This is a genomic window from Sphingobium sp. SJ10-10 (genome assembly GCF_036038995.2).
In the GTDB taxonomy this organism is placed as follows: domain Bacteria; phylum Pseudomonadota; class Alphaproteobacteria; order Sphingomonadales; family Sphingomonadaceae; genus Sphingobium.
Genome location: NZ_CP158132.1, coordinates 674,001 through 688,077 on the forward strand (window position 1 = coordinate 674,001; position 14,077 = coordinate 688,077).

16 protein-coding genes and 1 tRNA gene are annotated in these 14,077 nt (G+C 63.1%); 7 read left to right on the top strand and 10 right to left on the bottom strand.

The window, feature by feature from the left end:
• Nucleotides 1-12: 12 nt before the first annotated feature.
• Complete coding sequence (locus tag VVT58_RS03215; RefSeq protein WP_327754214.1) at nucleotides 13-1,308, bottom strand: MFS transporter; 1,296 nt, start codon at nucleotides 1,306-1,308, stop codon at nucleotides 13-15.
• Nucleotides 1,309-1,455: 147 nt separating this feature from the next.
• Between VVT58_RS03215 and pgsA the strand changes: the two genes are divergently transcribed.
• Genes pgsA through VVT58_RS03230 form a run of 3 tightly spaced genes read left to right on the top strand, consistent with a single transcriptional unit; the run spans nucleotide 1,456 to nucleotide 2,720 of the window.
• Nucleotides 1,456-2,019 carry a CDP-diacylglycerol--glycerol-3-phosphate 3-phosphatidyltransferase gene (gene pgsA, locus VVT58_RS03220; protein WP_066558340.1) on the top strand — a complete coding sequence of 188 codons (564 nt, stop codon included), beginning with the start codon at nucleotides 1,456-1,458 and terminating at the stop codon, nucleotides 2,017-2,019.
• A gap of 3 nt (nucleotides 2,020-2,022) precedes the next feature.
• The gene (moaD, locus tag VVT58_RS03225; RefSeq protein WP_327754213.1) at nucleotides 2,023-2,283 is read left to right on the top strand and encodes a molybdopterin converting factor subunit 1; all 261 of its coding nucleotides are present in this window, start codon (nucleotides 2,023-2,025) and stop codon (nucleotides 2,281-2,283) included.
• A complete protein-coding gene (locus VVT58_RS03230; RefSeq protein ID WP_327754212.1) occupies nucleotides 2,280-2,720 on the top strand; it encodes a molybdenum cofactor biosynthesis protein MoaE in 441 nt (146 codons plus the stop codon). Before moaD ends, VVT58_RS03230 begins: the two co-directional genes overlap by 4 nt.
• Before the next feature lie 391 nt (nucleotides 2,721-3,111).
• Here the strand turns inward: VVT58_RS03230 and VVT58_RS03235 are convergent, their stop codons facing one another.
• Together VVT58_RS03235 and VVT58_RS03240 are read right to left on the bottom strand one after the other, a co-directional pair.
• Nucleotides 3,112-4,038, bottom strand: a complete 927-nt coding sequence (locus VVT58_RS03235; RefSeq protein ID WP_066558331.1) for a hydrogen peroxide-inducible genes activator — start codon at nucleotides 4,036-4,038, stop codon at nucleotides 3,112-3,114.
• Between the two features lie 39 nt (nucleotides 4,039-4,077).
• Nucleotides 4,078-4,851, bottom strand: a complete 774-nt coding sequence (locus VVT58_RS03240) for a sulfite exporter TauE/SafE family protein (RefSeq protein WP_066558326.1) — start codon at nucleotides 4,849-4,851, stop codon at nucleotides 4,078-4,080.
• A gap of 160 nt (nucleotides 4,852-5,011) precedes the next feature.
• Here VVT58_RS03240 and epsC point away from each other — a divergent pair, with 160 nt between their 5' ends.
• From epsC to VVT58_RS03255, 3 genes are all read left to right on the top strand, one after another.
• A complete protein-coding gene (gene epsC, locus VVT58_RS03245) occupies nucleotides 5,012-5,734 on the top strand; it encodes a serine O-acetyltransferase EpsC (RefSeq protein ID WP_087573977.1) in 723 nt (240 codons plus the stop codon).
• A complete protein-coding gene (locus VVT58_RS03250; RefSeq protein WP_066558315.1) occupies nucleotides 5,734-6,090 on the top strand; it encodes a DUF2794 domain-containing protein in 357 nt (118 codons plus the stop codon). Before epsC ends, VVT58_RS03250 begins: the two co-directional genes overlap by 1 nt.
• A gap of 140 nt (nucleotides 6,091-6,230) precedes the next feature.
• The gene (locus VVT58_RS03255; protein ID WP_087573975.1) at nucleotides 6,231-7,163 is read left to right on the top strand and encodes a nitronate monooxygenase family protein; all 933 of its coding nucleotides are present in this window, start codon (nucleotides 6,231-6,233) and stop codon (nucleotides 7,161-7,163) included.
• 20 nt (nucleotides 7,164-7,183) lie between these two features.
• On the opposite strand, the gene VVT58_RS03260 is transcribed toward VVT58_RS03255, so the two are convergent.
• A complete protein-coding gene (locus VVT58_RS03260; protein WP_327754280.1) occupies nucleotides 7,184-8,056 on the bottom strand; it encodes an alpha/beta hydrolase in 873 nt (290 codons plus the stop codon).
• A 134-nt stretch (nucleotides 8,057-8,190) separates the two neighbouring features.
• Nucleotides 8,191-10,152 carry a PAS domain S-box protein gene (locus VVT58_RS03265; protein ID WP_327754211.1) on the bottom strand — a complete coding sequence of 654 codons (1,962 nt, stop codon included), beginning with the start codon at nucleotides 10,150-10,152 and terminating at the stop codon, nucleotides 8,191-8,193.
• A 210-nt stretch (nucleotides 10,153-10,362) separates the two neighbouring features.
• On the opposite strand from VVT58_RS03265, the gene VVT58_RS03270 reads away from it, so the two are divergent.
• A tRNA-Gly gene (locus tag VVT58_RS03270) sits at nucleotides 10,363-10,436 on the top strand.
• 14 nt (nucleotides 10,437-10,450) lie between these two features.
• Here the strand turns inward: VVT58_RS03270 and VVT58_RS03275 are convergent.
• From VVT58_RS03275 to cyoC, 5 genes are read right to left on the bottom strand one after another with little or no spacing between them, the layout of a single operon-like run.
• Complete coding sequence (locus VVT58_RS03275) at nucleotides 10,451-10,981, bottom strand: response regulator transcription factor (protein ID WP_327754209.1); 531 nt, start codon at nucleotides 10,979-10,981, stop codon at nucleotides 10,451-10,453.
• The gene (locus VVT58_RS03280; RefSeq protein WP_327754208.1) at nucleotides 10,974-12,299 is read right to left on the bottom strand and encodes an ATP-binding protein; all 1,326 of its coding nucleotides are present in this window, start codon (nucleotides 12,297-12,299) and stop codon (nucleotides 10,974-10,976) included. Before VVT58_RS03280 ends, VVT58_RS03275 begins: the two co-directional genes overlap by 8 nt.
• Nucleotides 12,296-13,021 (bottom strand): SURF1 family protein, encoded by a 726-nt coding sequence (locus tag VVT58_RS03285; RefSeq protein ID WP_327754207.1) that lies wholly within the window; start codon nucleotides 13,019-13,021, stop codon nucleotides 12,296-12,298. The genes VVT58_RS03280 and VVT58_RS03285 overlap by 4 nt, the downstream gene beginning before the upstream one ends.
• Nucleotides 13,018-13,449 (bottom strand): cytochrome o ubiquinol oxidase subunit IV, encoded by a 432-nt coding sequence (gene cyoD / locus VVT58_RS03290; RefSeq protein WP_327754206.1) that lies wholly within the window; start codon nucleotides 13,447-13,449, stop codon nucleotides 13,018-13,020. Before cyoD ends, VVT58_RS03285 begins: the two co-directional genes overlap by 4 nt.
• Nucleotides 13,446-14,075 (bottom strand): cytochrome o ubiquinol oxidase subunit III, encoded by a 630-nt coding sequence (gene cyoC / locus VVT58_RS03295; RefSeq protein ID WP_066558292.1) that lies wholly within the window; start codon nucleotides 14,073-14,075, stop codon nucleotides 13,446-13,448. The genes cyoD and cyoC overlap by 4 nt, the downstream gene beginning before the upstream one ends.
• Nucleotides 14,076-14,077 lie beyond the last annotated feature (2 nt).

The window sequence follows — 14,077 nt, forward strand, 5'->3', positions numbered from 1 at the left end:
GCCGCCGCTGCCTCAATCGCAGGCCTTGTGCAGCGTCCACGCGATCCACGCGCAGGGCAGGCACAGCGCCGCCACCAGCAGCAACTGGTTCACCACCGACAGCCCGGCGATGCTGAGGCTGATGGTGATCAGCGAACCGATCACCATCGCGCCCGAATTGACGATATTGTTCGCCGCGACCGTCCGCGCCGCCTCGCATTTCTCGACCGTGGTGGTGAGGAAGGCATAGAGCGGCACCACGAACATGCCGCCGAAGGTTGCCACGCATAGCAGGCAGATCGACAGCGGAATCGCCAGTGGATGGGACAGAAATCCCGCCAGCGAGAGCATCCGCCCGTCGGACCCCGCCATCCAGAGATCGCACACGATATGGAAGGCGATGATGCTGATTCCCATGCCGATCACGGAAGCCGGGGCATATTTGGCCGACACATGCCCCCCCAGCAGCCGGTTGATCGCGACCGAACCGATGGCGATGCCGATCGAAAAAATGCCCAGGAACAGGCTGGCGACCGACTTGTCGGCGCTCAGCACATTCTTGACCAGCGGCGGGAACTGGATGAACAGCACGGTGCCCACGGCCCAGAAGAAGCTGATCGCCATGATGGCAAGGTAAAGCCGCCTGATATGCATCGTTCCCCGCACCAGCGTGATCGAGGATCGGATGATATGAAAATCGATCGGCTGCCGCTCCAGCAGCGATGGGGCGGGCGGCACCTTGCGGCCGGCGAGCCAGCCGATCACGGCGGTCAGGATGATGCCGACCGCCGCCGCCTGTACCGGGATGACCCCGGCCAATATGGTCCCGGCCAGAATCGCGATATAGGTCCCCGCCTCGACCAGTCCGGTTCCGCCCAGCACTTCCTCATCATGCAGATGCTGCGGCAGAATCGCATATTTGATCGGCCCGAAGAAGGTCGAATGCACCCCCATGGCGAACAGCGCGACCAGCAGCAGCGGAATGGCGAGCGTATGGACCGCGATCCCGCTCCAGATCAGCGCCAGCCCGGCTGCGCCCACGGTCATGATGACGATTTCGGCGGCCTTGACGATGCGGATGATGGTCGCCTTGTCCCGCTGATCCGCCAATTGCCCGGAGAGGGCGGACAGCAGGAAAAAGGGCAGGATGAACACGCCGGTGGCCAGCGCGCTGAACCAGGTTTCGGATTTTTCGTCGTTGTAGACGGTGTAGACGACGAACAGCACCATCGCATTCTTGAACAGATTGTCGTTGAAGGCGCCGAGGAGCTGGGTGATGAAAAGCGGCAGAAAACGTCGCTTGTTGAGGAGCCTGAGAGAGGCTTGCATGGGCGAGGGGGTCTTCTTCGCTGTGGATGAGCGTGGCGGGGTCTAGCCATAGATGACTGGTCTGTCCAATCCTCCCGTGCGCGAAGGCGTGTCGCCTTGCTCGTGCGCCCGCTTGTGCGCGGGCGCTGACTGTGGCAGTCCGCCGCCATGCTGACGCTGCCCAATTTGCTGACGCTTTCGCGTATATTGACCGTACCCCTGCTGGTCGCCCTGCTCTGGCCCGCCGAAATCGGTGCGCGCTGGACCACAGGCTATATGCTGGCCTTCGCGCTCTATTGCCTGATGGGGATCACCGATTATTTCGACGGCTATCTCGCCCGGGCGCAGGGCGCGGTGTCGAGACTGGGTATTTTCCTCGATCCCATTGCCGACAAGATCATGGTCGGCGCGGTGATCCTGATGCTATCGGCCACCCGCGACATTTCCGGCATCCATATCGCCGCCGCGATGATCATCCTTCTGCGGGAGATCGCCGTGTCGGGCCTGCGCGAATTTCTTGCCGGACTCCAGGTGTCCGTGCCGGTGTCCCGCCTTGCCAAATGGAAGACCACTTTTCAGCTCATTGCCCTGGGTGCGCTGATTCTCGCAGGTGCCGTCCCGCAATTCCCCTTCGTGCAACTGGTCGGCATCGCCACGCTCTGGGCGGCGGCGATCCTGACCCTGGTCACGGGCTGGGATTATCTGCGCGTCGGCATCAAGCATATGGATTGAGTGATGGCAGGGCTTAACCTCGTCTATTTCGCCTGGGTCCGCGAAGCCATCGGCCGGGATGAGGAGCAGATCGAACGGCCCGCCGCCGATGTCACCATCGGCGCGCTTATCGCCACGCTGGCGGCGCGGGGCGGCGGCTATGCCGAGGCCTTTGCGCGTCCGGACAAGCTGCGCGCGGCGCTCGACCAGCGCTTCGTGCCACTCGACAGCCCGATCGGGGAAGCTAAGGAACTGGCGATCTTTCCGCCGGTCACAGGCGGATGAGCAGCGTTTCCATCCAGACCGAGGATTTCGACCCGGCGGTCGAACTCGCCGCGCTGGAGGCGAGCGGCGGTGGCGGCGTCGCCAGCTTCACCGGCATCGTGCGGGGGGATGGCGGGCTGATCGCGCTCGAACTCGAACATTATCCGGCGATGACGACGGCGCAGGTCGAACGCATCGTTGCGGAGGCAAGCGAACGCTGGCCCTTGCTCGGGGTGCGGGTGATCCATCGCTTCGGGCGGCTTGAGCCGGGCGAGCGGATCGTCTTCGTCGGCACCGCCTCGCGCCACCGCACGGCCGCGCTGGAGGCCTGCGCGTTCCTCATCGACTGGCTGAAATCGCAGGCGCCCTTCTGGAAGAAGGAGCATTTCGATGACCGCACCGCCTGGGTCGAAGCTCGCGTTGAGGATGATGTGAAGGCTGATAGTTGGAAGCGGTAATGCGCTCTGACTTACGCTGCCAAAGCTCCGTGCTCCTGCGCAGGCAGGAGCCCAGTCCCGCCGTCTGAACTGGACTCCTGCCTGCGCAGGAGCACGGTGATTCTTCGTCCAAGGCAACGCTCGTTGTCTAGGCCGTAAACTCATAAATGTCGCGTTCGAGGTTTGAGGCAAAAAGGCCCAGCACAAGGAGAGAGGGCGCAGGAATATGTCGATATTTCAAGCCCTCTCGACGCCGGGATGGGCCTTTTTGGTCAAATCCGCAGGACGCCAAAATGGCTTCCATCTCGAACCAAAATGCGCTTGCCAAGGTGTCCAACCTTCGCCGCGCGCATTTCGGCCCGATATGTTCGCCATTTTGGCGCCTCGAACGCGACATTCATGAGTTTACGGCCTAAGCCGCCCGGCTGACCTCCGGCAAATCCGCCGCATCGCGCAGCAGCTCCGCCAACAACCGGAATTCCTTGTCCCGCGGGCTGTTCTTGCGCCACACCAATGCGATGTCGCGATGCGCCCGTTCCGACCTTAGCGGCCGGGCGGTGATCTGCGTATGGTCCAGCAGTCCGCTGGCGATCGCCATTTCCGGCATGATCGTCATGCCAAGGCCGTTATCCACCATCTGCACCAGCGTATGCAGGGATGTGCCCATCATCATCGCGCTCGCCCGGATCTCCGGCCGGTTGCACGCAGCCAGCGCATGGTCCTTCAGGCAATGCCCGTCCTCCAGCAGCAGCAGCTTGGTCTCGTCGATCATCTCGGGCGTGATCCATTCGGGCGGATCGCGCGGATCATCGCGCGGGAAGGCGACATAGAGCCGGTCCTGGAACAATATTTCGCTGTCCAGTTCCCCGGTCGGAAAGGGCAGGGCCAGCAGCACGCAATCCACATTGCCATGCCGCAGGGATTCGATCGCCGCCTGCGTCGTTTCCTCGCGCAGGTAAAGCTTCAGTTCCGGCCGCTCGTTGCGCAGCTTGGGCAGCAGGCGGGGCAGCAGAAAGGGCGCGATAGTGGGAATGACGCTCATGCGCAATTCGCCGGTCAGCGGCTTGCCCGAAGCTTCCGCAATGGCGGCCAGTTCCTCCGCCTCGCGCAGCACGCGATGCGCCTTTTCGACGATGCGGTCGCCCAGCGCGGTGAAGCGCACCACCCGGCGGGTCCGCTCGACCAGCGTAATGCCGACCAGCGATTCCAGCTCGCGAATGCCCGCCGAAAGCGTCGACTGGGTCACGAAGCAACTGTCCGCCGCCTTGCCGAAATGGCCATGCTCCTTCAGCGCCACAAGATATTGTAGCTGCTTGAGCGTGGGCATGTAGCTCGACATTGATCGCCTTCCTCGATTGGAAAGCGCAATATAAGTGATTTAGCCGATATATCCAAGCCATTTGGCCACGCCGAACAGCGATGTCAGCGTGAGGATCGATCCCACGGCGATGAACAGCGTTCGTGGCGAGACGTGCCGGGCCAACTTCGCGCCGAAGGGCGCCGCGATCACGCCGCCGATCAGCAGGCCGATCGTGTAGGTGGTGAAGGTTTCCCATCCCAGATGCAGCAGGAAGGTGATGCTGATCGACAGGGTCAGGATGAATTCGACGCTGTTGACCGTGCCGATGGTGTGCCGCGGGCTCGACCCCTGGATCAGCAGGTTTGACGTCACCACCGGCCCCCAGCCGCCACCGCCGGTCGCATCCATGAAGCCGCCGACAAGGCCCAGCGGCCCCACCCATTTGGGATCACGCGCCTGGGGCGGGTAATGGAAACCGCGCCAGACCAGATAGACACCGATCGCCGTCAGGTAGAATTGCACGAACGGCTTGATGACGGCGCCGTCGACATGGGACAGCAGATAGGCGCCCGTGACGCCGCCGATCACGCCTGGAATGATGAGCCGCGCAAACAGGCGCCAGTCGACGTTGCGATGCGCGATATGGCTGATCGCGGATACGCCTGTGGTAAAGGTTTCCGCCGCATGCACGCTGGCCGACGCCCTGCTGGGCGGCACGCCGAGCGCCAGCAGCAGCGTGCTGGAAATGACGCCATAGGCCATGCCTAGGGCGCCGTCGATCATCTGGGCGCCGAAACCGATAAGAATGAAAGGCAGAATTTCGCCGAAATGGGCGATAAAGGTGTCGATCATTCAATGGTCCCTGTTATGATTGTCTACCGCCTTGATTGGTATATCACGGGCCGCCAAGAAACTTTCTGTTTTATCGGGCGAAGCCGAAATAGCCTGCCATCTGGAAAATTCATCCTTTTGCGCTTATGTACCATCTGGTCGGTTTCATCAGGGGCGCTGCATGCTGCGCAATCTTATTGCTTATCTGGACTCGGTCAAATCCCGCGACCCTGCTCCGCGCTCGCGCGCCGAAATCCTGCTCTATCCGGGCGTCTGGTCGTTGGCCTTCCATCGGGTGGCGCATCGCCTCTATCGCGCACGACTCTATTTTCTCGCCCGGGCGGTGAATCATTTCTCGCGCTTCCTGACCGGCAACGACATTCATCCCGGCGCCCGCATCGGCAAGCGCTTCTTCATCGACCATGGCTTCACGGTCGTAGGGGAAACGGCGGAGATCGGTGATGACGTCACCCTCTACCAGAATGTGACGCTGGGCGGCACCGACCCCGCGAACGGCATCGCCGGCAAGCGACACCCCACGCTGGAGAATGGCGTCATCGTCGGGTCCGGCGCGCAGGTTCTGGGCCCGGTGCGCGTCGGCGCCCGCGCCCGCGTGGGAGCCAATGCCGTCGTGACCAAGGATGTGAAGGAAGGCGCCACCATGGTCGGCATTCCCGCCCGCGCCATGCTGGTCGACGTGACCGCCTATCAGCGCGAATTCCTGCCCTATGGCACGCCTTGCTCCGACTGTTTCGATCCGGAAAAGCAGAAACTGGAACTGCTTCAGTGCGAGGTCGAGCAATTGCAGAAGCGCCTGGCCGAACTGATCGCGGAACGCGGCAATGTGCCAAGTGATGCGCCGGGTGATGACATTCCCCTATTCAAGGAGCGTGGCCGCGCCTGATGAGCAATGTGACGCCGTTCCCGTCGCAAGCAGCCCAGGGCGCAAGGGCAGCCGGTCAGACCGGTTTCGATCGTCTCGAACTTCAGCGGATCATGGATTTGTACGGCCGCATGGTCGCCGCCGGCCATTGGCGTGACTATGCGATCGACATGGGCCGCGAAGCCGCGATCTTCTCCGCCTTCCGCCGATCGGCCGAACGCCCGGAATTCCGCATCGAAAAACGGCCTTCCCTGCGCCACCGGCAGGGCATGTGGGCGCTCATCGGGGAGGCGGGCCATGTGCTGAAGCGCGGAACCGAGCTTCAGGGAATTCTCGCGCCGGTCGAGCGGCGCCTGCTCAAGATCGTCGGTGAATAATTTCCCTGTCGCCGTCGTTACGGCGAACGGCCGTTTCTGCCCGCGTCCCTGCCAAAGCTGAGTGCTGGGGTGAATTTCGCCTTTTTCTGCGGCTTGTCCGATGATAGCGCGGTGCCACATCAAAGGAGAGGCACCCGTCCATGAGCTTGCCGGCATTTTTAGAAGGCCGTTTGTCCCTGCCGCTGATCGGCTCACCGATGTTCATCGTGTCGCAGCCAACGCTCGTGATCGCCCAGTGCCGCGCCGGGATCATCGGCGCCTTTCCTTCGCTCAACGCCCGGCCATCGGGCGTGTTCGAACAATGGCTGCAACATTTGGGGGAGGCTCTGACAGACAAGGATGCGCCCTTCGCCGTCAACCTGATCGTGCACAAGACCAACAGCCGGCTGGAGGAGGATCTCGCCCTCTGCGTCAAATATCGCGTGCCCATCGTGATCACCTCGCTCGGCGCGCGGGAGGATGTGAACAAGGCGGTGCACAGCTATGGCGGCATCGTCCTGCATGACGTCATCAACAATGGCTTCGCGCGCAAGGCGATCGAGAAGGGCGCCGATGGGCTGATCGCCGTGGCGGCGGGGGCGGGCGGCCATGCCGGCACGCTGTCGCCCTTCGCGCTGGTGGAGGAAATCCGCGCCTGGTTCGATGGGCCGCTGGCCCTGTCGGGCGCGATCGCCACGGGACGCTCGATCGCGGCGGCGCGGATGATGGGGGCGGACTTCGCCTATATGGGTTCCCCCTTCATCGCGACCGAGGAAGCCAATGCCGAACCGGCCTACAAGCAGATGATCGTCGATAGCGGCGCGGGCGACATCGTCTATTCCGACTATTTCACCGGCGTGCTCGGCAATTATCTGCGTCCCAGCATCGCCGCCGCCGGGCTGGACGCCGACAAGCTGCCCAAGGCGTCGGACATGGATTTTTCCAGCATAGCGGGCGGCGATAAAAAGGCCTGGCGCGACGTCTGGGGCGCGGGGCAGGGGATTGGCGCCATCCGCCAAATCCAGTCCGCCACGGCCTTCATCGCGCAACTCAAAGCGGAATATCGGGCTGCCGTTGCCGCCTTTGGAGCATAGCTGCTTTCAAGAAGGTCGAATCACAGGAATCCGCGCAATTCCGCAATGAAGCGGTCGAACTGGTCATGGTGCAGCCAATGGCCCGCATCCGCGAATTCGACCAGCCGCGCATCCTGAAAATGCGCAGCGCGTCCGTCCTTCACCGGATTGGACGCCCAGCTATCCAGCCCCAGGCACAACAGGGTCGGACAAGCGATCCGGCTCCAGAATTCGGGCAGGTCCATGTCGTTCCAGGCCTGCGGCGCCGGGTCGTGCAGATAGGGATCGAATTTCCAGCGGTAACTGCCATCCTCATTGCGATTGACGCCGTGGATGGTGAGGTGCATCGCCTGCTCGACCGACAGATGGTCGTTGCGTTCCCGCATGCGCGCGACTGCCGCCTCTATGGTCGGGTAATGCCGACGCGTCTGCCGCGCCCGCGTCCGCCGCTTTTCTATCCATTGCAGCCATTGTTCGGGCGCCGGTTTCGCCGCATGTTCCTGGATCCGGCTGGGCGACAGGCCCAGCCCCTCTATGGCGACGATCTTGGCGACCTTTTCCGGGAACAGTCCGGCATAGCGCAGCGCGATCGAACCGCCCAGCGAATGGCCGACCAATATCACCGGATCCCGGCCCAATTGTTCGACCAACTGCGCCAGGTCGTAGACATAGTTCGCCATCATATAGGAACCTTCGGCCGACCAGGCGCTGTCGCCATGGCCGCGCAGGTCGAGCGCGATGACATGATAATCCCTCGCCAGCGCCCGCGCCGTCCAGTCCCAGCTCCGCGCATGATCGAACCCGCCATGCACCAGGATCAGCGTCGGCGCCGCGCTGTTGCCCCAATCCAGATAGTGCAGGCGCATGCGCAGCGACGTGTAGAAATGCGAAGTCGGCGCGGCTGGCGTGTTCATGCGATCCTGCGAACTGGTGGAAAAGGGGCGGACGATGTTCATGTCTCTTTGGCGAACTCCCCACTGCATGCAAGGGGTGAAGACCGAAAAATCTATGTTTTACGTATGTTTCGCCCAGCTTGGTAAAGATCGCGTTACAGATCGTCGGAATGGGCGGCCAGCTTGACGAGCTTCTGCCCCCCTTGCGTCACCGACGTCACCATGCGGGCCAGTTCGGCCTGCTTGAACGGCTTGTCCAGCCTTGGCCGCCTGGTCATGTTCGGCGGCAATTCGGCAAAGCCGGTGATGATGACGACGGGCAGGCCGGGCAACCGTTCCTCTATCTCGTCCGCCAGTTGCGTGCCGGTCATGCCCGGCATGGCATAATCGGTGATCACCAGATCGACGCTGCCCTGCTCCAGCACGCGCAGCGCATCCAGCCCCGATGTCGCCTGGAACACGGTATGCCCCAATTCCTCCAGCATGCCGGCGGTGTTGGTCAGCACCAGATCGTCATCGTCCACCGCCAGAATGACCAGCGGTTCCACAAACGCGGCAGCCATTATGTCGGACGTCACGACCGGCTCGTCCGCCACCATGCCTGCGGGTGCGACGGGCAGCCATAGCGACACGGTGGTCCCATGTCCCCGCTCGCTGACGATGGTCAGCGATCCGCCGCATTGTTCGGCAAAGCCATGCGCCATGGACAGGCCCAGGCCCGTCCCCTTGCCGATCCCCTTGGTGGTGAAAAAGGGTTCGCGCGCCCGCTCCAGCGTGGCCGCGTCCATGCCTTCGCCCTCATCGATGATCGACAGGCGCACATAGCGTCGGCCGTCCAGATCGGGCCGTTGCGCTTTCGGCAGCGTCGCTTCGGCGCCCTCGATGATGATCCGCCCGCCGCCCGGCATCGCGTCCCGCGCATTCACCGCCAGGTTCAGCAGCGCCAGTTCCAGTTGCGCCGGATCGGCATGGGCGGCGCTCAGATGCAAGGGAAAGCGCGTTTCGATGGAGACTCCGGTGCCCAGCGTCGTCTTCAGCAGATCGGCCATGTTCCGCACCAGGGCGACGCAATCGACGCTTTGCAGCTTCAACTCCTGCTTGCGGGCAAAGGCCAGCATCCGCTGCGTCAGCGTCGCTCCGCGCTCGGCCGCGGTCATGGCGTTGTCGATATAGCGGGATATGTCGGCTCCAGTCGCCAGCCGCAGCCTGGCCAGGTCCAGGCTGCCGACGATCACCGCCAGCAGATTGTTGAAATCATGGGCGACGCCCCCGGTCAGCTTGCCGATGGCCTCCATCTTCTGCGCCTGGAAGATTGCTTCCCGCGCTTCGTCCAGCGCCAATTGCGTCTCGCGCCGTTCGGTGAGGTCGCGGGTGATCTTGGCAAAGCCGATCAGTTCGCCGTCAGCCTCCCGAATGGCGTCGATGATGACATGCGCCCAGAAGCGCGATCCATCCTTGCGGATGCGCCATCCCTCAGCTTCGAACCGTCCTTCCCGCGCCGCTGTTTCCAGCGCCCGTGAGGGCAGGCCGGCCATGCGGTCCTCCTCCGAATAGAAGCGGGCGAAATTCTGGCCCAATATCTCTTCGGCCTTATAGCCCTTGAACCGTTCGGCCCCCGGATTCCAGCTTGTGATCGTCCCCACGGGATCGAGCATGTAGATGGCATAGTCCGTCACGCCCTGCACCAGCAGGCGGAATCGTTCCTCGCTGCGCCGCAATTCCTCTTCGGCCGCGCGGCGTTCGGTCAGGTCGCGCGTGACCTTGGCAAAGCCGATCAACTGGCCGCCGGGTTCGCGAATGGGATCGATGACGACATGGGCCCAGAAACGCGAACCGTCCTTGCGAACGCGCCATCCCTCGGCCTCGAACCGGCCCTCATGCTCCGCCGTTTCCAGCGCCAGCGCGGGAATGCCTGCCGCCTGATCCTCCGGCGTATAGAAGCGGGAAAAATGCTCACCGATGATTTCTTCGGCCTCATAGCCCTTGAAGCGGCGCGCGCCGGGATTCCAACTGACGATGATGCCGTTGGGCGACAGCATGTAGATCGCATAGTCAGTGACGTTCTGGACCAGCAACTCGAAGCGGTTTCCAGATCCTTCCGGTGCCGCCGTGCTCATGTGGGTCCCCGTGGATTATCTTGTTCGTCCTGAACAACGCTTCTGCGTGCCGGACGTTCCGCTTCCGAAAGCGATTGTTCGCGGGCGCCGGGCTGGCGGGCCATCGCCATGCCGGCTGGAATATCGGCCGCCATGGCGCCATTCCCTCCGAAATTCTCCGCCGCGATGTCGTTGACGCCATTCGGATCAACGGCTAAGCCGCGCAGGCAGGCGGGTGTAGCTCAATGGCAGAGCAGAAGCTTCCCAAGCTTACGACGAGGGTTCGATTCCCTTCACCCGCTCCATCTGAAACTTAGGTTCAGCCCACCTGCCGCTTGGCGAGCTTCCTCGCCAGCGTCCGCCGGTGCATCCCCAGCCGCCGCGCCGCTTCGGAAATATTGAAGTCGCTGTCTTTCAGCACTTCATGGATATGCTCCCATTCCAGCGTCTTGATCGATGTCGGGCGCGGCGCCAGCGGCGTGGATGGGTCGCCAGTGGAGCGCGCAAACGCCGCCTCTATATCGTCGGTGTTGGAGGGCTTGGCGAGATAGTTGGAAGCGCCCAGCTTGATCGCCTCCACCGCCGTGGCGATGCTGGCAAAGCCGGTCAGCACGACGATCACCATCGCCGGATCATGGGCATGCAATGTCTGCACGCAGACAAGCCCGGACTCCGGGCCGAGCTTCAGGTCGACCACCGCAAAGCTCGGCTTGCTGCCCGCCAGCACCAGTTCGAGCGCGGCATGGCTGTCCGCCGTCAGCACCACATAGCCGCGCCGCTCGAAGGAGCGCTTGAGCGTCTTGGCAAATGCCTCATCATCCTCGACGATCACCAGCACGCGCTCAGACATCGGCATTTCCCTCTTCCATCGCCACGGTGCCCAGCGGCAGGCGCAACAGGATCAGCGCCCCGCCATCCGCGCCATTGCTTGCCGATACGCTGCCGCCCAGCTTGCGCACGACATTGACGACCAGGAAGAGGCCCAGGCCGTGGCCCTCCTTGCCTTTGCTCGATCGGTAGGGCTTGCCGAAATCCTCCAGCATGGCCTCGGAAAAGCCGCTGCCATTGTCGCGCACCGCGATGTTGAGCGAGCTGCTGTCGCGCCCGACGAGCAGGTCGATATAGGTCGCGCCCGCCTCCCGCGCATTGTCGAGCAGATTGCCGATCGCCTGCCGGATCACCGGATCGGCAATGATGCGCGGATAGTCATGCGGCCCGAAATCGCAGCGCAGCGGCATGCCGGGATTGGCCCTGCGCCACTCCATGGCGATGCCGTCGATGAAATCGCGCACATTGGTGACTTCCGGCGCCTCGCCCCGCGCCTCGCCGGAAGACAGCAGGATGCCGGTCACGATCGCCTTGCAGCGCTGCACCGCCGCCTGCATCTCCTCCACTTCTTCCACCAGGTCGGGATGGCCGGTGATCTCCGGCATATGCTTCCAGTCGCCCAGCACCACCGCAAGCTGCGACAGGGGCGTGCCCAGTTCATGCGCCGCACCCGACGCCAGCAGGCCCATCCGGATGATATGCTCCTCCTCCGCCGCGTGTTGCCGCAGTTTCGCCAGATAGGCGTCCCGCACCTGGAGGTTGCGCGTCACCGGCAGCACGAACAGCACCAGCAGCACCGCGATCATGGTCAGGCAGATCCAGGCGCCGATGATATGCAGGTCGAACAAATGGCCTTCCAGCACGCCATTCAGGTCCAGCGGCCGATAATGCAGCGCCAGCAGTCCCGCGCAGAGCGTCGAGACGAAGACGATCCCCCAGATGCTCCAGCGGTCGAGCAGCACCGCGCCCAGCGCCACCTGCACCAGATAGAGCGAGATGAAGGGATTGGTCGCCCCGCCGGAGAGATAAAGCTGCGCCGTCAGCAGCAGCACGTCGAACAGCAGCGAGAGGAACAGTTCGGCATGGGACACGTCGGTCCGCTTGCGCAGAACGCCGAAGCTCAGGCCATTCATCAATATCGCCATGCCCGCGACCAGCAGCATCGGGGCGATGGGCAGACGGATGCCCATGACGAAATGCACCGCCAATATGGTGATGAGCTGGCCCGCAATCGCCAGCCAGCGCAATTGCACCAGCAGCGCCAGATTCTTGCGGCCCGCAGCATCGGCCGGCCACTGGCTGGGCTGCCAGAGGGTGCTGATCGGCAGGTTCCGGTTCATCCCCGGCGGTCTTTCCGCTCCTGACGCATGACGAACATGTACGCGCCCGCGACCATCGCCGCCAGCACGAACCATGTGATCGCATATTGCAGGTGGCTGTTGGGGAATTTGATGACCGTGAGGCCGCCGACCGGCAGGCTGTCGGGACCGCCCGCTGCATCGGCGTCGATGAAATAATCGGCGGTCGGCCCATCGATCCCGCGAGCGGCGGCGATCGCGGCCACGTCACGCGAATACCAGCGATCCGCCGCCGGATCGTTGGAGCGCAGGAAACCGCCGCCCGGTTCGCTCAGGCGCAGCAGCCCCGCCACATGAACCTCGCCCTGCGGCCGTGCATAATCCCGGCGCTTGTCGGGCGGCACGAAGCCGCGATTGACGATCAGGGTAAAGCCCTGATCGGTGACGAGCGGCGTCAGCACCCAGAAACCGGGGCCGCGCACGGTCACCGCCTGTACGAGCGCAGTCTTGTCGTGAAGGAAATGGCCCGAAATCCTCACCCGGCGATATTCATCGGCCCTTGCGGCGGCACGGGGAGCGGGGATGGGGAGGGCGTGGATTCGCGCATCGACGCGGGCGATCAGGTCGCGCTTCCAGCCGAGGCGCTGGATCTGCCAGCCGCCTAGCGCACAAAATCCTGCGAAAAAGAAAAGGGCGATCAGCGTCAGGCCGATCAGAAAGGCCGGGGAGCGCTTGCCGCGCCCCCCGTCTTGGGCCGTTTTCACGGCATTTCGCTCATATTCTGCATGGTGGACATGTCGTGCATGGCGCTCATGTCCATGTCCGCATGCGGCATCATATTCGCGTTCAGATGATACATGACCCACAGCGATCCCGACAGGACGATGACGACCAGCACCACCGTCAGCATCATCGCCATGAACGACCAGCCGCCTTCGACGCGGGTGTTCATGTGCAGGAAGTAGATCATGTGGACGATCACCTGCACCGCGGCAAAGCCCATGATGACCACGCCGGTCAGCTGCGGATCGTGCAGCACGCCGCTCATCACCAGCCAGAAGGGGATGGCGGTCAGGATCACCGACAGGCCGAACCCGATCATGTAGCTGCCGTAGCTGCCGTGCGAGCCTTCTTCATGATGCCCATGGTCGTGGCTGTCATGATGGCCATGAGGATGGACAGCGTCGCTCACCGCAGGACTCCCATCAGATAGACAAAGGTGAAGACGCCGATCCAGATGACGTCCAGGAAGTGCCAGAACATCGACAGGCACATCAGGCGGCGCTTGTTGGCCGGGATCAGGCCTTTCTTCGCGACCTGCACCATCAGCGTGATCAGCCAGATCGAACCGAAGGTGACGTGCAGCCCGTGGGTGCCCACCAGCGTGAAGAAGGAGGACAGGAACGCCGAACGCTGCGGACCCGCGCCCTCATGGATGAGATGCGCGAATTCATAGAGTTCGATGAACAGGAACGCCCCGCCGAACAGCAGCGTGACGACCAGCCAGCCCTGCGTGGCGCTGACCCTGTTCTTCTCCATCGCCAGCATGGCAAAGCCATAGGTGATCGACGAGAACAGCAGCATCGCGGTGTTGAGCGCGACGAGCGGCAGGTCGAACAGATCCTTCGGCCCCGGCCCGCCGGCATAGCTGCCGCCCAGCACCGCATAGGTGGCGAAGAGGATGGCGAAGATGAGGCAATCGCTCATCAGATACATCCAGAAGCCCAGATTGGTGCTGTGGCCTTCGTGGAGGTGCGGTTCCTCGGGCAGATGATAGGCCCGCTCTTCCCGATGCGCCATTGCAGTTGCGCTAGTCATGA